The organism is Brevibacillus daliensis, from assembly GCF_021245735.1.
Classification (GTDB): domain Bacteria; phylum Bacillota; class Bacilli; order Brevibacillales; family Brevibacillaceae; genus Brevibacillus_B; species Brevibacillus_B daliensis.
This window is the reverse complement of sequence record NZ_JAJISB010000001.1, coordinates 138,226-154,782: the sequence shown is the minus strand read 5'-3', so window position 1 is coordinate 154,782 and position 16,557 is coordinate 138,226. Positions and strand designations below refer to the sequence as shown.

The window sequence follows — 16,557 nt, the reverse complement described above, 5'->3', positions numbered from 1 at the left end:
TAAGTCATGTTCCAATCATATATAGATTCAAAATAAACAAAAGTCGCTTCTTCAATAATGAAGAAGTGGCTTTTTCATACCCAATACAGAGATCAGAACCAATACATACAATACTTCACACTATTTGTTTACACAACTCATAAGTCGGCATGTTTTTAATTTATAGTAAAAAAAGTGAATTTAGACTATAATTTTTGTGACAATTATTTCAGACATAAAGGAGTACATCATGAAAAAATTTATATGCACGGTAGCTTCACTCGCATTGCTAATGGGCTGTTCAGTAGAAGGAACGGTACAACCACCTACGAAACCAGAGGAAGTAGCTGTTCCATCTGGAGAGCTGGAAGTACACTTCATAGATGTAGGTCAAGGCGATTCCACGTACATAAAAACTCCTGCAGGAGACGATATCGTCATTGATGCAGGAACGGCAAGTAGCGGAAAAGTTGTTGTCGACTATCTAAAAGGTCAACAGGTAGATGATATCGAAGTATTAATTGCCACTCATCCGGACGCAGACCATATAGGAGGATTAGCGGAAGTGCTGGCAGCCTATGATGTGGAAGCAGTTTATGCACCAAAAGTTAGCCATACAACCGATACATACAAGAATTTTCTTTTAGCTGTAAAAGCGGAAGGCGTAACGATTAAAGCTGTAAAAGCAGGGATGAAACTACCACTTCAGGATGTTACCGCACAATTTTTGGGTCCTGTAGGTGATTACGGTAAAGATCTGAATGCATGGAGCGCCGTGTTGCATGTAACACACGGAGAAACTTCCTTTATTTTCACGGCTGATGCAGAAGGAAAAGCAGAAGGGGATATGGTAAGCTCAGGTCAGTCTCTTAAAGCAGACGTGTATAAAGTAGGGCATCACGGTTCTGATACGTCGTCATCTGCCTCGTTCTTAAAAGCTGTTAATCCAACGTATGCAGTTATCAGTGCTGGTGAAGGCAACAGATATGGTCATCCAACCCCGTCAACTTTAGATAAACTGAAAAAGGCAGGTATTAAAACGTATCGTACCGATCAACAAGGTAACGTGATTGCAACAAGTAATGGTAAAACCATAGTCTTTCAAACAGAAAGGTGAGGATAAATATGAAAACGACGACGGGCATCATTGATCGTTTCGAAGGTGACTTTGCAGTAGTTGAGATTAATGGTGATACATATGATCTTCCGCGTAACATCCTGCCAGAAGAAGCTACTGTGGGGCAGCATCTTATTCTGAACATCGAGATAGATATAAAAGGAACGGCTGCTCGGGAGAAAGAAATAAAGGGCCTAATGGACGATTTATTTGAATAATGAGGAGTTCGAAAAGATAGGTAGAGACGTGATCAACGTTTTTACCTGTTTTTTTGACGAATAAGCGAGTGTATTTGAACTTTCCCCATCTTTTTCAAAAAATGTATGATCGATAGACCACCCATGCTAAAATAAAAAGGTATACACAAAAAGGAGGAACAACATGGGGAAATTTTTTATCTTTTCATTGTTGTTTTGGATTACTGGTAATCCGTTTGTAGCACTGCTCGTGATTTTTCTCATCCTTTATTTACTTGATCTTCGCTTTGTAAAATTAATGCCGAACTTATTTCGTCCGATTAAACAGTCTAACCGATTGCGACGAATTATGCAGGATATAAGACTTAATCCTCATGATACTTCTTCTAAGCTGGAAGCAGCTAGAATACTCATGGAGAAAAGAAGGTATGGCGAAGCGAAACAATATCTGGATGAGATTTCTAAAGTGATGAAGGATTCCGCTGAGTTTTTAAGTGATTACGGAATTCTACATATAAAAATGGGCGATAAGGTAGAGGGAGAAGCTTTGCTCAAGCAAGCGTTACATTTGAATCCAAGAGTTAAATATGGTGAGCCTTTTCTATACTTGAGCGAGGTATATGCTGAGAAGGATACCTCGAAGGCGATGAATTTTCTTACGGAGCTACAGAAATTAAATTCTTCTTCCGCAGAGGTATGCTACCGAATGGGACTACTGTTTGCACAAATGGGCCAAAAAGAAGAGGCAAAACAGGCGTATAACGAAGCAATTGAGGTATATCGTGGTCTTCCCAAATATAAAAAGCGAATGGAAAGACGATGGGCATTATTATCCCGCTTTAAAATGTCATCCTTATAGTATGAAAAGGTAAGAATGCCTTTCAACAAATAACTGTTGGAAGGCATTCATCTTATATAAATTCAATAAATGATGTGTTGTGAAGTGATAGCGATCAGTCGCTAGGAGTAAACTGACGTTTATTCTCCCTACTTTTTAGCCAGTGTCTGATTCCTTTTCCAGCAAACGGTTCGCTTTTATAACGGGGAATGACATGTAAATGTGCATGTTGAATATGTTGACCACCCACCGCCTTGCAATTCCAGCCAATGTTATAACCGTCTGGATTATATCTTTGATCAAGGCCTTGTTTAAATAACAGTCATACAAAAAATAAGCTTCAATCTTGATTACAGATCGAAGCTTATTTCTTGTTCAGTTATATAATGTCACGCTTTTTACTTTAAGTGGTCTTCGATGAGTGGAACCTTCCATGAGTGTCTTGGCTTCGTTAAAGATTGTCCATTGTCACCATGCCCCGAAGTGTTGATACGTTTTTGACAAGGATTTGCTTATTTCCGGTTGATACAATCAAGCCTAACTCTTCAAAACGGCTTAGTTTACGACTAACAGTTTCTCTCGTGACTCCAACATAATTTGCCATTTCTTCGCGAGTAATAGGCAAATTAACTACAATACCTTCATCATTTTCTTTACCGTACTTTTCACATAATTCGATGATTAAATATGCGATTCTGACCTCAGGATCCTTTGTAGCCAGATTATGAGCTAATTTTTCTGTTTGCGCTAAACGTTTAGTAACCGTCTTTAATAGTTTTATACAGATAACGGGACTTATTTTCATAATGTGATCCATATCACTTTTCGTTAACATACAAATGTCCGTATCCGTCAGTGCATAAGCACTAAAATTGCTTAATTCATCATGATTAAAAACATGAAGTTCACAAAAGAAATCTCCGCTTGTTAATAAATGAAGTATTTGCTCTTTACCTTCAAGCGTTAATTTAGATAGTTTAACTCGTCCTCTGTTGATGATAAATAACGTATCTGATTTTGCGCCTTCATGGATTAATGCCTCACCTTTATGGAAGCGTTTATGTTTTGTCATTTTAGCAATTTGGATGATTTCCTCATCCGATAATGATTGAAAAATGGGGACTTTTTTTGGACAAAGTTCTATCGAACGAAAGTGACAACACATTTCTTTCATCTTACACCGCCTTAAAGTAAACGATCTGTTATCCTCGTTGTATCATATTCTTTACTCGGTGCATGATTTTATCCTCATTTACTTTGCAGCTACAAGGATAAGCGCTGGTGCATCCGCAGTATATGGGGCTTTTTCAAAGTTTGCGAAAAACTCAATTGATGTAAAGCCACTGTCTCGTAACACAGGTTCCAGTTGGTCTTTTGTTGCAGGAAACAATGGTATCGTATTGGACATTTTTTGACTATCTACAGTCAATGTCGTCGTAAATAATACATGTTCACCTGATAACTCATAACTTCGTTCAAATGTGAATGTTTCCTTATTCATGATGGGGAATTTGAAGTCTTTTTTTACTAAGACTTTATCATAATTAACGATTTGTATAATTAATTTACCATGTTCTTTTAGTTTCTTGCAAGCTTGTTGCAGGAAAGTGGTGATTTCAGCCATATCATGCAAATGAACAAGCGTGTTTCCATTACAATAGATGCCGTCGTAAGAGTCCGTATGTTTCTCCAACTCTTGCATCGAGTCTGTTAAGACATGTAATTTTCCATCGTACTTCGCCGCTTTCTCTTTAATCTTGGCAGCCATCATCTCTTCGGGCTCAGAAGCTGTAACGACGTATCCTTCTTCTACAAGTGCACATGCAACATTACCTGTTCCTGCACCTACATCAAGAAGAGAACTACCCTTCTCAAAAGTATCATTTATAAAATTAATTTGTTTTTGGTTTGCAGGGAAAATCTGATCATAATATGGAGTCAATGTTTGATAAAATGTCATCTTCTCTTCAATCCCTTCTGTGTTTGATCGCTATCACTATACACCTCGATTTTTTATCAATGATGTGATTTAAATCAAATCGCATTTCGTAACTTTTTGATATGATTACGACAAAATTGATAATAGTTCTCAACAAAAGGAGGGGCACATCAATGAGCGAAATAATTAATAACCGGGAACAACACGCAAAAAATCGTACTGAGCGACAACAGTTGTTAAAAGAAATTATTAAAGAATTACATGCGGGTCAGCCGGAAGAATCAGTACGAGAACGCTTCAAACTTGCGGTCGGCGATGTTACCGTTTCCGAGATTTCACAAATGGAAGAAGCACTAATGAAAGAAGAAGGGATTCCAGTTGACGAGGTACAGCGTTTATGCTCGGTACATGCTTCTATCTTCGAAGGGTCAATTGAGGAAATTCATCGTTCGGACCGACCAGAAGAACAACCTGGCCATCCTATCCATACATTCAAATTAGAAAATAAAGAATTAGATCGTCTCGTAAACTTTAAGCTTCAGTTACATGGTGATCATTTTATAAAGAGTGATTCACAAGAAAACATTTATAAGTTGATTGAAGACGTGAACTTACTGCTTGACGTCGATAAACACTATAGTCGAAAGGAAAATTTACTCTTTCCTTATTTAGAAAAGTACGGTATTTACGGGCCAACAAAAGTGATGTGGGGACTTGATGATCTAATTCGCGCCATGATTAAGGAATTGAAGGGTTATTTAATACGGTACGATGGTAATCGGGAACCCATTCTGCATTCAATAGAGCTGGTGACCAAAGAAGTAACAGGTATGATCTTTAAAGAGGAAACCATTCTGTTCCCGATGGCGTTAGAAGCCCTTACTGAAGATGAATGGGTTAAGATTGCACATGAAAGTGACGCGATTGGTTTTTGTTTAACGCCCCCTGCTGGTGTGTGGGTACCTGTGCGCCATTCAATTGAAGAGATGGAAGAGTCTATGGAAGAGTCCACAGAAAATCCATCCGGAACGACTCCAGATGGATTCGTTCATCTTGAAACAGGTATCTTATCAATTAAACAATTAGAATTGATTATGAGTCATTTACCTGTTGACCTAACTTTTATTGATCATAATGATGTGGTGCGATTCTTCTCCCACGGGAAAGATAGGATCTTTGCACGAACAAAAGCAGTGATTGGACGTACCGTACAGAATTGCCACCCACCTCAAAGTGTTCATATTGTTAACGAATTACTGGAGGACTTCAAAGCTGGAAGAAAAGACGTTGAAGATTTTTGGATTCCATTAAAAGATAAATTCGTATATATCCGTTATTTTGCAGTACGGAATGAGCATGGTGAGTACATGGGGACATTAGAATTCACGCAAAACATTAGTCCTATTCGTGCATTAGAGGGTCAAAAACGTATTATATCTTAAAACAAAAGGCTTGTTTTGTACGTACCCATAAGTTGAGCGAAGTTGAGAATGGAAACGTGAGCTTAGCAATGCACAAAATAACCATGAACAAAATCCTGGGGATTTTGTTTACAGATAGGAATTTATAAAAAATTCCTATCTGCATAAGTGCAACTAAGGCTTAACCTGCGCCAGAGGCTTGGCAAAGCCAAGTTTTATAATCAATAAAGTATGATTTTTGTGTCGTATTTAATATGCCTGATTGTATAACAAAACGCAGTAAACAAGCATGTTTTTAGGCGTATTTAAACATTGAAATAATAGAGACAATTTGTGTGCTAAAAAGCTAACTTCTCACTTAAAAAATGACGATATATATATAGAAAGTATACTCCTGCATTGTTATATCTATCATTTGAGTAGATTTTTTGCCATGGTCAATACTCATCTTCATGCAGAGTTTTATATTATGGGGGGATTTTTTTGAGAAGCAAAAGCATGTCGTTTCGAGCGATTGCTTTCATTACCGTGGGCATCATTCTATTTACCTCCGTGTCAATCGCATTGTCATTTAATAGACAGACAACAATGTATGATCAAGTGCTCTCAGCTATATCGAATACAGTTGAGATTCAGGTGGCTTCGTCTGTGCCGGAAATTGAAGCGGTAAAACGTTCCATTACGGAACAGAATGCAGAGAACTCAGGCTATACGACCGTTTTTATCGGTTTATCCAATAAGATGGAAAACGCGCTAAAAGCGGAATATATCTCGAACGGCTATATCCTCTATCCTGACTTGGAAGAAAAAGATGGCAAATCTTATTTGAAGTTGATTATGTCGAGTCAGGAAACCATGAAAGGTGATTTGAAACCTAATTCATTGAAGGAGCTGACACCTGAAGAGCGGAATGCAATTGATATGCTTAAAGGTTCAGCTAAATTAACTTCTAAACCATACGAGACGCCTAATGGAGAACGATTGGCATATTATACTCTGGTAAAGAACAAGAGTGATGAAACGATCGCAATCCTGGCTGTGGAATTCGATTACGGTATGGTCAAAAGCAATATAATAAACGACTTATTAATTCCTTTATCAATCAGCGTAGTCTTGGCAATCATTGTTCTAACAGGAAGTATCATGATGGTTAGACGCTGGCTTCAACCGATTAAGAGCATATCGCAAGTCACCCAGCAGGCTGCGCGAGGAGATCTCACTGTTCGTATACCGGTAAAATCAGATGATGAACTGGGAATGCTGTCGAGGCATGTGAACACGATGCTGGATAGTATCAAAAATGTTGTCCAAGGCATACATACTACGACAGATGAAATGGTTCTTGCTTCAGAGCGATTACAGAGACTTGCCGAGCAAACGAAAATGGTATCTATACAAATTTCTGCAGACATTCAGGAAGTGGCAGCTGGTTCGGAAACACAAGTGAATGGTGCACAAGAAAGCGCACGATCAATGGAAGAAATGGCAACGGGAATACAGCGGATTGCTGAGTCGGCAGGAAAGGTTGCAGAGTCTGCAACAGAGGTTTCCAGAGAGGCAGAATCGGGGAATACAGTCATTCAAAGCACAGTAAGTCAGATGCGTGAATTAAATCAAACCGTACAGGAAGCAGTTACTGTTATTCGCATATTAAATGAGGTTTCTGCTGAAATAGGACATATCACAGGCGCCATTACCGACATCTCCAACCAAACCAACCTGCTTTCATTGAATGCAGCCATTGAAGCAGCTCGTGCAGGTGAAAATGGTAAAGGATTCGCTGTAGTAGCCAACGAGGTACGAAAATTGGCAGAGCAGTCCAAAGAATCTTCAGACCAAATCAAGCTGTTAGTTCAGGGAATTCAGGATGGTACGCAGCAAGCCATGGAATCAATGAGTAAAGGTGAGAGAGAAGTGGCTGCTACTGTTGAAACAACTGAGCGTGCGGGAGAGGCATTTGAGAAAATTGTGCTCTCCATTCAAGGGATTACGGGGCAAGTGGAGGATGTATCTGCTTCTGCGGAGCAAATGTCAGCCAGTTCCCAACAGGTAAATGCAACCATTGAACAACTATCAAGGATTGCTGAGAGTGCATCGCAGTATACGTTGAATGTAGCCAATGCATCACAAGATCAGGTAACAGCAATGGAAGATGTAGCTAAATCAATTTATTCCTTAAACGAGACAGCACAACGATTACAAAGGGCTGTTGATTCCTTTACGGTAGAGGAAGCACAAGCGTGTGATCTAAGTAATAAACCAGAATAATAATAGACAAGGATAGATAAAAGCAGAGTGTACTTTGCTTTATCTATCCTTTTTTTGTGATAGATGCATCCATTACACTTCAGATAGGGTTGATTAATAATTTTCTCGTTTCTCTCGTTAATACAGCACCGCCACCATCATCATTTGCAAGGACAATAAATACCAACCTATCTTTTGGTGATTAGAAGCAATAAATTGTTTTGCCTGTAAAGCCGAAGTCTAAGTTCTTTCTTCGTTTGTTTCACGTAATTAAATTGAAGTGACGATAATACCATACTAACTTCTTCTTATAATAAATACTTGGAATCTTATAAGAATACGGTATAATAGTGAAATCGAAGAATCGATTTGGTTGATCGATAAAGTAAAACAGACAGTTACTAGATTGACTGTATAGGGTCTATCGTAGTAAGTCTAGACTAGTTAGAAGAGAAGAGAGTCAGGAGAGAAGAGAATGAGTCAATCTAACAGAGAACAATGGACATCACGATTTGGATTTATTATGGCAGCTGCAGGGTCTGCTGTCGGTTTAGGAGCTATCTGGAAGTTTCCTTATGTAGCTGGTACAAGCGGTGGCGGTGCCTTTTTCCTCTTGTTTATCATATTTACCTTGCTTATTGGATTGCCACTTTTACTATGTGAATTTGTCATTGGGCGAAGTACGGGTAAAGAAGCGGTATCTGCTTATAAAGAATTAGCACCTAAGACCAAATGGCATTGGGTCGGCATAATGGGGGTTGTTACCTGCTTTTTGCTGTTTTCCTTCTATAGTGTCGTTGGTGGATGGATATTGATTTATTTCGGAAAGGCGTTAACAGGGGCACTCTCTAATCCAGCCATTTCCTACGAGGGTTTATTTGCAGAGACGATCTCAGATCCATTTATCGCCCTGGGAGCACAATTGTTATTTATTGTAATTACGATTCTTGTCGTTTCCCGCGGTGTTCAGAATGGAATTGAAAAAGCTAATAAATATATGTTTCCCGCTTTATTTATCTTGTTCCTTGTTATAATGGTTCGCTCGCTAACTTTGCCAGGGGCATGGGAAGGTATTGTTTTCTTCTTAAAGCCAGATATTTCTCGCATTGATTCATCAACTATTTTGGCTGCGATGGGACAATCGTTCTTTGCATTGAGCCTTGGTGCTTCCGCGATGGCTACCTATACGTCTTATCTGGATAAAAACGTAAGCCTTACGCGTTCCGCTGTATCAGTAGTTAGCCTTAATCTTATGATTTCACTACTTGCGGGGCTTGCCATTTTTCCGGCTGTCTTCGCTCTAGGCTTTTCTCCGGCACAAGGACCGGGGTTATTATTTCAAGTGTTGCCAGCCGTCTTTAGTCAGATCCCACTAGGTGGTTTCTTCTTGATTTGTTTCCTTGCTTTATTCTTTTTCGCTACGATTACTTCCGCGTTTTCTTTACTGGAGATTACCGTAGCATCATTAACCCAGAAAAAACCGGAGAAGCGACGCAAAGCATCCTGGTACGCAGGGCTTGGCGTATTCCTCTTGGGTATCCCGTCATGTTTATCTTACGGAGTATGGTCAGACGTTCTGATATTCGATAAAAGTTTTTTTGATGCAGCAGATTATCTGGTAAGTAACTTGTTACTCCCAGTAGGTGCGTTGTTTATCTCTTTATTTGTCTCTTTTAAGATGAAGAGAGAGTTGCTACAATCAGAATTTGTGCGTGGTTCTAAAATAGCATCTCGCTTTTTTGGAATATGGTACGCGGTGGTGCGCTATGTATTGCCACTATTAATTGTGTTAGTATTTCTAAACGTGATTGGGATTGTTCGATTTACCCAATAAACCGTCTAGGAAGAATGTAATAAACAAGAGGCCCATCCACATTTTCTTCATGTCGATGGGCTTTTTTGTGAAAAACGTATCGACGTTTTTCATAAAATTAGATGTGACCGCTTGCGGTCCAACAAAACGGTCATGACTGTTTTGTTGCTACAGAGGAAATTTGGGTTATCATAGAGGTATCAACCAGCTCATAAACAGATAATTTTGAAAAGGAGAAACGAACAGATGAAATCATTTCCGACACTTACTACGAACAGGCTAATCCTACGACAATTAAGAAACGAAGATGTACCTGACTTATTTCATTATTTTTCAAAAGATGAAGTGACAAAATATTATGATCTTGAGAGTTTTACGGAGCACACACAAGCAAGCAACTTAATCCAATTCTGGAAACAACGCTTTGAAGCAGAGCAAGGAATTAGGTGGGGCATTTCACTTGCAAATCAAGATCGAATCATAGGAACATGCGGTTATCACAATTGGAGCAAGGAACATTATAAAGCAGAGATCGGATATGAATTAACTCCTGAGTATTGGCGTAAAGGTATCATGACCGAAGCGGTTGAAGCCATTATCAAGTATGGATTTATGAACCTTCAATTAAATCGGATTGAAGCTTTCATCGATCCAGACAATCTGAGTTCGAGAAAACTGTTGGAGAAAGCAGGCATGAAAGAAGAAGGTTTAATGAAAGAGTATTTCTTTGAAAAAGGGCAATTTGTTGATGCAGTTCTATTTGCGATTCTTAAAAAAGAGTATACACATTAGCCTTAAACCGAAACGGTTACATTCAGAGTCTTAGCAACTTGAGCTAATTTATCCGGGTTAAGAATAAGATATATCTCCTGAATTTGATTGTTGGTAATCCGTAATGCTAGAAAGCCTACTAATTGGGAGCCATTGATAATAACTAAACCTGTTTCGCCATTCATTTGAACGGGGTATATTTGAGCAGCCTCCATATACTCCTTGTTCTTATGCAATAAACCAGCAATAAATTGGGCAATATACTTCCTGGATACGATAGGACGGACAGCTGCTTTCACTCTACCGCCTCCATCAGAGTACATAACGGCATCCTCAGTGAGTAATTGTACGAAATTATCAATTTGTCCTAATTGAATTGCATCTATAAACATTTGAACGAAGTACTCTGTTTCTGTTGGCTCTTTAGCCAAATGTTCCTCATGATGGAGCTTCTCTTTGGCTCGACTGTGTATTTTCCGGCAGTTTGAAGGGGTTTTCCCAACAATAGTATTAATATCTGAATAGTCGAAGTCGAACACTTCCCGTAAAAGAAAAACGGCACGCTCTACTGGATTTAGCTGCTCTAATAGGGTCAAGAGTGCATAAGAAATATTCTCTCTTTGAAGTATGGTCTCCTCGGGATCATTTGACGTGAGATCTTTCAGTAGGGGCTCTGGCAACCATGCCCCTACATAAAGTTCTCGTTTTTTTTGTGTAGATCTCAATTGGTCCAAACAACGGTTTAGCGTTATTTTAGCTAAAAATGCTTTGGCATTTCGTATTTGAGATGGTTCATAGTGTTGGATACGAAGATAAACATCTTGAATCACGTCTTCAGCATCTGATATGGTCCCGAGCATTTGGTAAGCCAGACCGAAGAGGAACTTTTTATATTCCATATATAAGGTGTCTATTTCACTAAGCTGGCGATCTTCCATGTGTATTCTTTCACCTTTCCGGGGAGCTTTCCTGTGAGAACAAAATCGATTCCCCACTGGTTTTTCCACAAGAAACCGTTATTTGGTCCTAGGGCAATACAAAAAAACTTCGCATATTTGTCTTCGTGAATTGGAGCCTGTTCACCACAACTATCAGCTTTCATTATCTTACCAAGAAGTTTAGCTTGAAGGGTAGCTTCTTTACAATTCATTCCATCGACTTGCCCTGTTTTTGGATCGATGATACGTGTGCAATCGCCTAGCGAATAGATGTGATTATGCCCTTTCACCCGATAGCTTTCATCTACCAGTATGCGACCGTCTTCATGAACAGGTAATCCGATCTGTTTTACTAGTGGAGCTGGAGAGGTTCCCAAGGTCCATACGCAAAGACCTGTAGGAATTTGGCTATTGAGCAACGTCACGAATCCGTCTTTAAACTGAATCGCCTTCGTATTTAGATGGAGAGCGACGCCTAACTTATTAAGCTTTTGTTCGAGTAGATGTCTGGTTTTATCGGAAGAGTCAGGGAATAAATGCTGTCCGGAATGAATCAAACTGACTGCCATTCGATTTTTGTCTAGTCCAAGGGTATTACCTTTTTCTCGTAAATAGTATGCTAATTCCGCAGCTAGTTCAATTCCAGAGATTCCACCACCTACCACGGTAGCGTGTAGCAAGTTTTCACGTTCAGTTAGATTATTCGTTTGTAGGGCTTGAATGGTAAGTGATTCTAGCGTATCACGAATTTGTTTTACATCTGACTCTTCATGTAAAGCGATACCTCCATGATCGTCATTCGGTTTTCTCATTACACTGCCGACAGCTATGACGAGCTGATCATATCGAAGCGTTACGGTGTTGCCTTCTGAAGTTTTATACTGAATTATTTGTTGCCGAGACATCACATCAAATAGTTCCCCTTGTAATATTTCCACGTTATCCCAGCCATATGAGCTGAACGGAACTCGTAGATCCTCAGGTCGTGTAGGGGCTTTTACTAGCAGTACCTTCCTAAAATGATAGGGATTCTTGTCTAGTAAAATCAGCCGAATCCGGGTGCCGATTTCGTGTCTCCATGCTTGACGCAGTGATTCCACAGTGTGCAGGCCTGCATACCCGCCTCCAACAACAATTATGGTTATTTGCTTCATGAGAGATCCTCTCCTTCTGTCGTAATTCTGCAATTATGACGGGGAGAGGATTCTTTTTGTGACATGGATGAAAAAGAATGGGCTGTTTAACAGATAGGAATATATAAAAAATCCTCTCTGCATAAGGGCAACTAAGGCTTTACTTGCGCCAGAGGCTTGGCAAAGTCAAGTTTTCTAATATCTAGGGTGTTGACAGATGAAAAAATCAATCTTATTATATACCCATAGATGTATATGTATACAAAATTCCTAAACATAAATCAGGAGGACATATCAGGTTATGCATAGTGGCTGGCAGAATATAACCCCGAATGAATTAGAAAACAAAATGGCGAAAGAAAATGAACTTCAATTAATTGATGTCCGGACACCAGAAGAGTATGCAGAAGAACGAATGGAAGGGGCAATCTCAATTCCTTTACATGAATTACCCAATCGTATCCATGAACTAAACCCTACCAAAAACCTTTATATGATATGTCGAAGTGGTAACAGAAGCGGTCAAGCCTGTGAGTTCTTAGCTAGTTTGGGATATAAGAACTTGTATAACATGGTTGGTGGCATGATGAATTGGCATGGAAAAGTCGAGTAGGAAACAACGGAGGAATGAAGAATGTCAGACAAATCAATGATTACAGCAGATAAAACAATTGATTGCAAAGGGCTTGCTTGCCCGTTGCCAATCGTAAGGACCAAAAAAGCAATGGATGAGATTCAACCAGGTCAGGTTATCGAGGTGCAAGCTACTGATAAAGGGTCACTAGCCGATATGCAAGGCTGGGCGAAAAATACGGGGCATCAATATTTGGGAACTGTGCAACAAGGAGACGTACTTGTCCACTACTTGCGTAAAGCAAATTCCAATGAATCGAAGGAAGAACAGAAATATCCTCATACTGCTACTAATGAGGAGCTTCAACAAAAACGTAAAAGTAACAACAAGATCGTTATTCTAGATGTTCGTGAACCTGCAGAATATGCGTTTAGTCGCATTCCAGGGGCAAAATCAATACCGCTTGGTGTATTAGAAGAGAGAGTAAGTGAATTACATCCTGCAGATGAAATGTATGTGGTATGTCGTACGGGAAATAGAAGTGATATCGCTTGTAAATTGTTGGCAGAGAAAGGCTTCACGAATATTAAAACTCTAGTAACTGGGATGGCTGAGTGGACTGGACCTGTTGAGACTAACTAAAAGAGGAAATTGGTCCAAACCGCTGTGACGTTCACGATAGATAAGAATTATTTGGATAAAAAACAGTATAAAAAGAAATTCCCTAAACCTGAGGAGGAACTGAAAAGATGAAAGCAGATTTATTCTTAGATGCAAAAGATTTGGCATGCCCAATGCCTATTGTTAGAGCAAAGAAAGCCTTGGATAGCCTAGAGCCAGGTCAAATTATGGAAGTTCACACCACGGATAAAGGATCGTTACTTGATTTCCAAGCGTGGGTGAAGCAAACGAAACATGAGATGGTATCACATGAAGAAGAGAATGGTATATATAAATTCCTTGTTAAGAAAGTCTAATGGAAGAAATAAGCGAGCACTGTCCAGGTGTTCGCTTATATTTCATCTCTCTATGGTAGTTGAAAGGATATTTGATAAATATTATAAGTTGCAAAAGAGTAGTGTAAAAGGAGAGGTTCTAATGGAAAATAAAAAAGAGCAAACAACAATTGTCCTGTTCAGTGGGGATTTAGATAAAGCGATTGCGGCTTTCATCATCGCGAATGGAGCTGCTGCCTATGACCATGATGTCACAATCTTTTTCACTTTCTGGGGATTAAATACTCTGCGCAAGGACGAAGTGGTTCACGTGAAAAAGGGATTCCTGGAAAAAGCATTCGGATGGATGATGCCACGAGGGGCCAAGAAATTAGGATTATCCAAAATGAATATGATGGGTATGGGACCTGAAATGATTAAGCATGTAATGAAAAAGCATAATGCCTTGTCTCTACCACAGTTAATTGAATTGGCACAAGAACAAGGTGTGAAACTTGTCGCTTGTACAATGACGATGGATCTTTTAGGATTAAAACAGGAAGAATTATTAGATGGAATTGAATATGCTGGAGTAGCAGCTTATCTCGGCGATGCCAACCAAGCGAAAGTAAATCTATTTATTTAATTTTCTTCCTCTTATTTTTGTATATAATATACCTACGGATAGGTGTAAAAAGGAGGATACGAAAATGGAAACAGATTACAACTATAGTGACGATATTAAAAAACGGTTACGTAGAATAGAAGGTCAGGTTCGCGGTGTTCTGAACATGATGGAAGAGCAAAAAAGCTGTAAAGATGTAGTAGCGCAGCTTTCTGCCATTCGAAATGCATCAGATAAAGCAATCGCACAAATCGTGGTAGATAACCTGCAACGCTGCTTGCTTGAAGAAAAAGAATCCAGTGGAAACACAGATAAAATGGTTGAGGAAGCTGTAAGATTACTGGTGAAAAGCCGCTAAGATATTGCTTAAGGGGATGTAGCAATGGATTTTTCAACGATCTTTACTATCATTTTGTATGCGTTACTTGCCTGGTTCCTATACACGCGCTTTGGTCCGGTAAAAGGCTTGAATACTGTATCAGCTGAAGAATTCAAAGAAAAAATGAGCCAAAGAGGTAAAGTTGTCCTAATTGATGTAAGACAGCCTGACGAATATAAATCGGGTTATATTGCACCGGCAATCAATATTCCTGTTGGTCAAATACAATCTAGATTGAATGAAATAAACAAGAATAAAGAAGTATTGCTATACTGTAAAAGCGGAATGCGGAGTAAGCTAGCTGCCAAGATATTAAAGAAGAATGGATATACGAATCTGGTGCAATTGCGACGTGGAGTTACGGGCTGGCGTTGGGCATTAAAACATAAATAATTGCATCACAACCAGGATAGACCCGCTTTGACTTTATAGAGTCAAGGCGGGTTTTTTCACAAAGTGTATGGATTTATTATCATGTCAATCAACTACTCAAGCCATTTAATATACCCAAATCCTTGTTTGCTCCTCGCTAACGCATGCGCCTGTTCCGGAAAAATCAGCGACAATCGATAGTAGACAAATTCTTCTGAAACAAGGAATTCATCAGCTAGCATGGAGATATCAACAGGCTGATCATGAGAAATAACAATCTCTTTTAACAAGTGAAGGGGCATAAACAGGAAGGATGAGAAATCCTTTGCTTGCCTTTCCTGATGAGCGAGAAGCATTTTTGTTGTTTGAAACTGACTTATGGTATGCAAATACAGATGACCAAATTCTTCGCCAACTAGTTCTTTAAATCTCAAGTAATTACACGTTTTTGGAACATAAATGAATCCCCGACGCAGGCCTGTACAGATTGAATAGGTGAGATCTTCTTCAGGAGAGGCTTTAATTCTAATTTTGTAATAATGGCAGATTTCTTGAATGTCTATTTGGTCTGGGTATCGATAATTGAATTTTTCTAGTACCTGATTTGCTCTTTGTTCCATATGATTTGCAGGGGTTCGCTGGGGAAGAATGCTAGAGAATTTCATTTCGTTTCCTCCCGTTTGTCGTATAGAATCTAATATTCAAAATGGCAGTAACCAGAATTAGTCTTGTGGCTCTTCTTCAGAATCATCTTCTATATCGTTTCTGATAAACTCCCACATTTTCATGACCTTGGAGATTTTAGTTGGATCACTAGCTAAATCATGAAAGAAAACCGGATACTTTTTCATTTCCTCCAGTATTTGAAGCTCATTCTCCGTGAATCTCTCAGATTGAATAGAAGATGTATGTTGATCAGTTCTCCCCAATAGATAATCTACCTGAACATCGAAAAAATCTGCAATTTTCTCCGTCGTTTCATAATCGGGCTCTCTTCTGTCCTTTTCGTAATGAGATAATGAGGCACGAGTTATCCCAAGACGTTTTGCCAATTCTTCTTGCGTCATTTTTTTTCCAAGCCGTAGCTTTGCTATTCGTTCTCCATACCCCATACTGTCACCACCTATGTTTCAAGCTATTTAATAATACTGGTTGACTTGATACAAATTGTATCGTAATATGATCTCATAATCAAGAAATGGGACAAAATTCTTTTTGATTCATAAAAAATAGGACAAAAACAAGAAGGATATGTACAGGTATGATATTTTTTTGGGGA

General features: G+C 39.1%; 19 protein-coding genes and 1 pseudogene. 13 read left to right on the top strand and 7 right to left on the bottom strand.

The features are described from left to right. Positions 1–229 precede the first annotated feature (229 nt). The 3 genes from LM917_RS00875 (at position 230) to LM917_RS00865 (ending at position 2,152) form a co-directional block, all read left to right on the top strand. Positions 230–1,096 (top strand): ComEC/Rec2 family competence protein, encoded by an 867-nt coding sequence (locus LM917_RS00875; protein ID WP_232695505.1) that lies wholly within the window; start codon positions 230–232, stop codon positions 1,094–1,096. 8 nt (positions 1,097–1,104) lie between these two features. Further along, positions 1,105–1,314 (top strand): DUF3006 domain-containing protein, encoded by a 210-nt coding sequence (locus LM917_RS00870; protein WP_232695504.1) that lies wholly within the window; start codon positions 1,105–1,107, stop codon positions 1,312–1,314. 163 nt (positions 1,315–1,477) lie between these two features. Then, complete coding sequence (locus LM917_RS00865; RefSeq protein ID WP_232695503.1) at positions 1,478–2,152, top strand: tetratricopeptide repeat protein; 675 nt, start codon at positions 1,478–1,480, stop codon at positions 2,150–2,152. Positions 2,153–2,246: 94 nt separating this feature from the next. Here LM917_RS00865 and LM917_RS00860 read toward each other — a convergent pair. From LM917_RS00860 to LM917_RS00850, 3 genes and pseudogenes are all read right to left on the bottom strand, one after another. Further along, positions 2,247–2,444 (bottom strand): annotated as a pseudogene (locus tag LM917_RS00860) (HIT family protein); the annotation flags it as partial. A gap of 138 nt (positions 2,445–2,582) precedes the next feature. Then, positions 2,583–3,305, bottom strand: a complete 723-nt coding sequence (locus LM917_RS00855) for a Crp/Fnr family transcriptional regulator (RefSeq protein ID WP_232695502.1) — start codon at positions 3,303–3,305, stop codon at positions 2,583–2,585. 78 nt (positions 3,306–3,383) lie between these two features. Then, positions 3,384–4,091, bottom strand: a complete 708-nt coding sequence (locus LM917_RS00850) for a class I SAM-dependent methyltransferase (RefSeq protein WP_232695501.1) — start codon at positions 4,089–4,091, stop codon at positions 3,384–3,386. Positions 4,092–4,243: 152 nt separating this feature from the next. Between LM917_RS00850 and LM917_RS00845 the strand changes: the two genes are divergently transcribed. From LM917_RS00845 to LM917_RS00830, 4 genes are all read left to right on the top strand, one after another. Beyond that, positions 4,244–5,512 (top strand): DUF438 domain-containing protein, encoded by a 1,269-nt coding sequence (locus tag LM917_RS00845; protein ID WP_232695500.1) that lies wholly within the window; start codon positions 4,244–4,246, stop codon positions 5,510–5,512. Between the two features lie 462 nt (positions 5,513–5,974). After that, positions 5,975–7,759 (top strand): methyl-accepting chemotaxis protein, encoded by a 1,785-nt coding sequence (locus tag LM917_RS00840; RefSeq protein ID WP_232695499.1) that lies wholly within the window; start codon positions 5,975–5,977, stop codon positions 7,757–7,759. Positions 7,760–8,213: 454 nt separating this feature from the next. Beyond that, on the top strand, positions 8,214–9,572 hold the full coding sequence (locus tag LM917_RS00835) for a sodium-dependent transporter (protein ID WP_232695498.1): 1,359 nt from the start codon (positions 8,214–8,216) through the stop codon (positions 9,570–9,572). Between the two features lie 225 nt (positions 9,573–9,797). Beyond that, a complete protein-coding gene (locus LM917_RS00830; RefSeq protein WP_232695497.1) occupies positions 9,798–10,343 on the top strand; it encodes a GNAT family N-acetyltransferase in 546 nt (181 codons plus the stop codon). Between the two features lie 2 nt (positions 10,344–10,345). Here the strand turns inward: LM917_RS00830 and LM917_RS00825 are convergent, their stop codons facing one another. Then, positions 10,346–11,260, bottom strand: a complete 915-nt coding sequence (locus tag LM917_RS00825; protein ID WP_232695496.1) for an RNA polymerase sigma-70 factor — start codon at positions 11,258–11,260, stop codon at positions 10,346–10,348. Then, positions 11,233–12,414, bottom strand: a complete 1,182-nt coding sequence (locus LM917_RS00820) for an NAD(P)/FAD-dependent oxidoreductase (protein ID WP_232695495.1) — start codon at positions 12,412–12,414, stop codon at positions 11,233–11,235. Before LM917_RS00820 ends, LM917_RS00825 begins: the two co-directional genes overlap by 28 nt. A gap of 280 nt (positions 12,415–12,694) precedes the next feature. On the opposite strand from LM917_RS00820, the gene LM917_RS00815 reads away from it, so the two are divergent. The 6 genes from LM917_RS00815 to LM917_RS00790 all read left to right on the top strand — a co-directional run bounded on the left by LM917_RS00815 (position 12,695) and on the right by LM917_RS00790 (position 15,299). Further along, positions 12,695–13,006 carry a rhodanese-like domain-containing protein gene (locus LM917_RS00815; RefSeq protein ID WP_232695494.1) on the top strand — a complete coding sequence of 104 codons (312 nt, stop codon included), beginning with the start codon at positions 12,695–12,697 and terminating at the stop codon, positions 13,004–13,006. A gap of 21 nt (positions 13,007–13,027) precedes the next feature. Further along, positions 13,028–13,609, top strand: coding sequence for a sulfurtransferase TusA family protein (locus LM917_RS00810; protein WP_232695493.1), 582 nt, complete (start codon positions 13,028–13,030; stop codon positions 13,607–13,609). Between the two features lie 107 nt (positions 13,610–13,716). After that, on the top strand, positions 13,717–13,944 hold the full coding sequence (locus LM917_RS00805) for a sulfurtransferase TusA family protein (RefSeq protein ID WP_232695492.1): 228 nt from the start codon (positions 13,717–13,719) through the stop codon (positions 13,942–13,944). 121 nt (positions 13,945–14,065) lie between these two features. Further along, entirely contained in the window at positions 14,066–14,548 is a 483-nt protein-coding gene (locus LM917_RS00800; protein WP_232695491.1) for a DsrE/DsrF/DrsH-like family protein, read from the top strand. A 64-nt stretch (positions 14,549–14,612) separates the two neighbouring features. Then, the gene (locus tag LM917_RS00795) at positions 14,613–14,885 is read left to right on the top strand and encodes a metal-sensitive transcriptional regulator (RefSeq protein ID WP_232695490.1); all 273 of its coding nucleotides are present in this window, start codon (positions 14,613–14,615) and stop codon (positions 14,883–14,885) included. Positions 14,886–14,909: 24 nt separating this feature from the next. Next, entirely contained in the window at positions 14,910–15,299 is a 390-nt protein-coding gene (locus LM917_RS00790) for a rhodanese-like domain-containing protein (protein ID WP_232695489.1), read from the top strand. A 92-nt stretch (positions 15,300–15,391) separates the two neighbouring features. On the opposite strand, the gene LM917_RS00785 is transcribed toward LM917_RS00790, so the two are convergent. Further along, positions 15,392–15,943, bottom strand: a complete 552-nt coding sequence (locus LM917_RS00785) for an ImmA/IrrE family metallo-endopeptidase (protein WP_232695488.1) — start codon at positions 15,941–15,943, stop codon at positions 15,392–15,394. A 57-nt stretch (positions 15,944–16,000) separates the two neighbouring features. Next, entirely contained in the window at positions 16,001–16,390 is a 390-nt protein-coding gene (locus LM917_RS00780) for a helix-turn-helix domain-containing protein (RefSeq protein WP_232695487.1), read from the bottom strand. Positions 16,391–16,557: the final 167 nt, after the last annotated feature.

Coding starts and splice junctions, on each gene's coding strand:
- LM917_RS00795 (WP_232695490.1), top strand. CDS start 14,613: ATGGAAACAGATTACAACTATAGTGACGATATTAAAAAACGGTTACGT.
- LM917_RS00875 (WP_232695505.1), top strand. CDS start 230: ATGAAAAAATTTATATGCACGGTAGCTTCACTCGCATTGCTAATGGGC.
- LM917_RS00820 (WP_232695495.1), bottom strand. CDS start 12,414: ATGAAGCAAATAACCATAATTGTTGTTGGAGGCGGGTATGCAGGCCTG.
- LM917_RS00845 (WP_232695500.1), top strand. CDS start 4,244: ATGAGCGAAATAATTAATAACCGGGAACAACACGCAAAAAATCGTACT.
- LM917_RS00865 (WP_232695503.1), top strand. CDS start 1,478: ATGGGGAAATTTTTTATCTTTTCATTGTTGTTTTGGATTACTGGTAAT.
- LM917_RS00830 (WP_232695497.1), top strand. CDS start 9,798: ATGAAATCATTTCCGACACTTACTACGAACAGGCTAATCCTACGACAA.
- LM917_RS00810 (WP_232695493.1), top strand. CDS start 13,028: ATGTCAGACAAATCAATGATTACAGCAGATAAAACAATTGATTGCAAA.
- LM917_RS00835 (WP_232695498.1), top strand. CDS start 8,214: ATGAGTCAATCTAACAGAGAACAATGGACATCACGATTTGGATTTATT.
- LM917_RS00855 (WP_232695502.1), bottom strand. CDS start 3,305: ATGAAAGAAATGTGTTGTCACTTTCGTTCGATAGAACTTTGTCCAAAA.
- LM917_RS00870 (WP_232695504.1), top strand. CDS start 1,105: ATGAAAACGACGACGGGCATCATTGATCGTTTCGAAGGTGACTTTGCA.
- LM917_RS00780 (WP_232695487.1), bottom strand. CDS start 16,390: ATGGGGTATGGAGAACGAATAGCAAAGCTACGGCTTGGAAAAAAAATG.
- LM917_RS00805 (WP_232695492.1), top strand. CDS start 13,717: ATGAAAGCAGATTTATTCTTAGATGCAAAAGATTTGGCATGCCCAATG.
- LM917_RS00825 (WP_232695496.1), bottom strand. CDS start 11,260: ATGGAAGATCGCCAGCTTAGTGAAATAGACACCTTATATATGGAATAT.
- LM917_RS00815 (WP_232695494.1), top strand. CDS start 12,695: ATGCATAGTGGCTGGCAGAATATAACCCCGAATGAATTAGAAAACAAA.
- LM917_RS00800 (WP_232695491.1), top strand. CDS start 14,066: ATGGAAAATAAAAAAGAGCAAACAACAATTGTCCTGTTCAGTGGGGAT.
- LM917_RS00790 (WP_232695489.1), top strand. CDS start 14,910: ATGGATTTTTCAACGATCTTTACTATCATTTTGTATGCGTTACTTGCC.
- LM917_RS00785 (WP_232695488.1), bottom strand. CDS start 15,943: ATGAAATTCTCTAGCATTCTTCCCCAGCGAACCCCTGCAAATCATATG.
- LM917_RS00850 (WP_232695501.1), bottom strand. CDS start 4,091: ATGACATTTTATCAAACATTGACTCCATATTATGATCAGATTTTCCCT.